The sequence below is a fragment of the Pseudomonas sp. R62 genome, from assembly GCF_000257605.1.
Lineage (GTDB): Bacteria > Pseudomonadota > Gammaproteobacteria > Pseudomonadales > Pseudomonadaceae > Aquipseudomonas > Aquipseudomonas atacamensis.
In genome coordinates, this window is record NZ_JH635999.1 from 2,109,207 (window position 1) to 2,111,178 (window position 1,972).

At 61.9% G+C, this 1,972-nt stretch carries 2 protein-coding genes and 1 pseudogene; all 3 read right to left on the reverse strand.

Annotation, left to right across the window (positions count from 1 at the left end):
- Positions 1-634: pseudogene (locus tag OQK_RS27330) on the reverse strand (serine--tRNA ligase); the annotation flags it as partial.
- A gap of 15 nt (positions 635-649) precedes the next feature.
- Positions 650-1,024, reverse strand: a complete 375-nt coding sequence (crcB, locus tag OQK_RS27335) for a fluoride efflux transporter CrcB (RefSeq protein ID WP_016775261.1) — start codon at positions 1,022-1,024, stop codon at positions 650-652.
- A partial coding sequence (locus OQK_RS27340) for a replication-associated recombination protein A (protein ID WP_038861863.1) occupies positions 1,024-1,972 on the reverse strand: 949 nt, incomplete at its 5' end. The genes OQK_RS27340 and crcB, both read right to left, overlap by 1 nt.

Consider the following 1,972-nt stretch of genomic DNA (forward strand, 5'->3'; position numbering starts at 1 on the left):
TTGGCAACTGGCCGGTGCCTTGCAGCGCCGGAGCCTGAACCAGATAAGGCGTGTAAGCCTCTTCGTAGCCATGTTCGGTGACATGCAGGTTGATCATGAACTGCGCCAGTGCGCGATGCAGCCGCGCGATCGGGCCACGCAACAGCGCAAAGCGCGCGCCGGACAGCTTGGCGGCGGTTTCAAAGTCCAGCCAGCCGAACTTTTCGCCGAGGGCAACGTGGTCTTTGACTTCGAAATCGAACTGAGTCGGCGTGCCCCAGCGGCGCACTTCGACGTTGTCGTCTTCGTCCTTGCCGACCGGAACCGACTCGTGCGGCAGGTTCGGGATACCGAGCAGGATCGAATCGAGTTCGGTCTGGATCGCATCCAGCTCGACCTTGCCAGCGCTCAGCTCGCCCGCCATGCGCTCGACGTCCGCCATCAGCGGCGCGATGTCTTCGCCACGCTGCTTGGCCTGCCCGATGGATTTGGAACGCGCGTTACGTTCAGCCTGCAGTGCTTCGGTGCGGGTCTGGACGGTCTTGCGCTGTTCTTCCAGCGCTTCGATGCGCGCGGTGTCCAGGGCAAAGCCACGGGAAGCCAGGCGGTCCGCTACGTCCTGAAGGTTGCTACGTAACAGTTTGGAATCGAGCATGTCGGTTTCTCGTTATCAAAGTTTGGTCAGGGACAGGCCGGCCCACGTCGCGAGCAGCCCGCCGAATACGCTGAGTGCGGCGTAGCCCAGGGCCAGCAACACTTGCCCGCTTTCCAGCAGGCGCACCGTATCCAGTGAAAAGGATGAAAAAGTCGTCAGCCCCCCGAGGAAGCCGACCATCAACCCGGCGCGCACCTCGATCGGCACCTCCGGGCGTATCAGAAACAGGCCGTACAACACGCCAATCAGCAGGCAGCCCACGATATTAACGGCCAGCGTCGCGGTATAGAAGTGCCGCGGCCAATTGGCGCTGACCCAATTACCGGTGGCGAAGCGCAACAGGGTGCCGGCAACTCCGCCGACCGACACTGCGAGGATCAATGGAACCACTATTTTCTCCGCTGCCGAGGGCTCAGACGATCGAGCTGAGCGAGGTGATTGAGCTTCTCGCCGATCTTCAACTCCAGGCCACGGGGCACTGGCTGATAGAACGGAATCGGATCGAGTTCTTCCGGAAAATAGTCTTCACCGGCGGCATAGGCGTCCGGCTCGTCGTGGGCGTAGCGGTATTCGTCGCCATAACCCAATTGCTTCATCAGCTTGGTCGGTGCATTGCGCAAATGCAGCGGGACTTCCAGCGAGCCGTTCTCAGCCGCTGCGCGCAGCGCGGTTTTGAAGCCCATGTACACCGCATTGCTTTTCGGTGCGCAGGCCAGATAAGTAATGGCCTGGGCGACTGCCAATTCGCCCTCGGGGCTGCCGAGACGCTCCTGCACTTCCCACGCCGCCAGGCACAGGCTCAGCGCACGCGGATCGGCATTGCCGATGTCTTCGCTGGCCATGCGCACCACGCGGCGGGCCAGATAAAGCGGATCGCAGCCGCCGTCGATCATCCGCGCAAACCAGTACAACGCACCGTCAGGGTTGGAGCCGCGCACGGATTTGTGCAGCGCCGAGATCTGGTCGTAGAACGCTTCGCCGCCCTTGTCGAAACGTCGACGGGTGTCGCCGAGCAGGCTTTGCAGCAGCTCGATGCCGATTTCGCTGTTGTCTTCGGCCAGATCGGAGGCATTTTCCAGCAGATTGAGCAGACGCCGGCCATCGCCATCGGCGGCGGACAGCAGCATCTGGAAGCCTTCATCGCTCAGGGTCAGGTTGCGCTTGCCCAGCCCGCGCTCTTCGGTCAAAGCCCGATGCACCAGTTTGCGCAGCGCCGCTTCGTCGAGGCTTTTCAGCACGTAGACGCGGGCACGCGACAACAAAGCGTTGTTCAGTTCGAACGAAGGGTTTTCGGTGGTGGCGCCGATGAAGATCAGCGTGCCGTCTTCAACGTAGGGC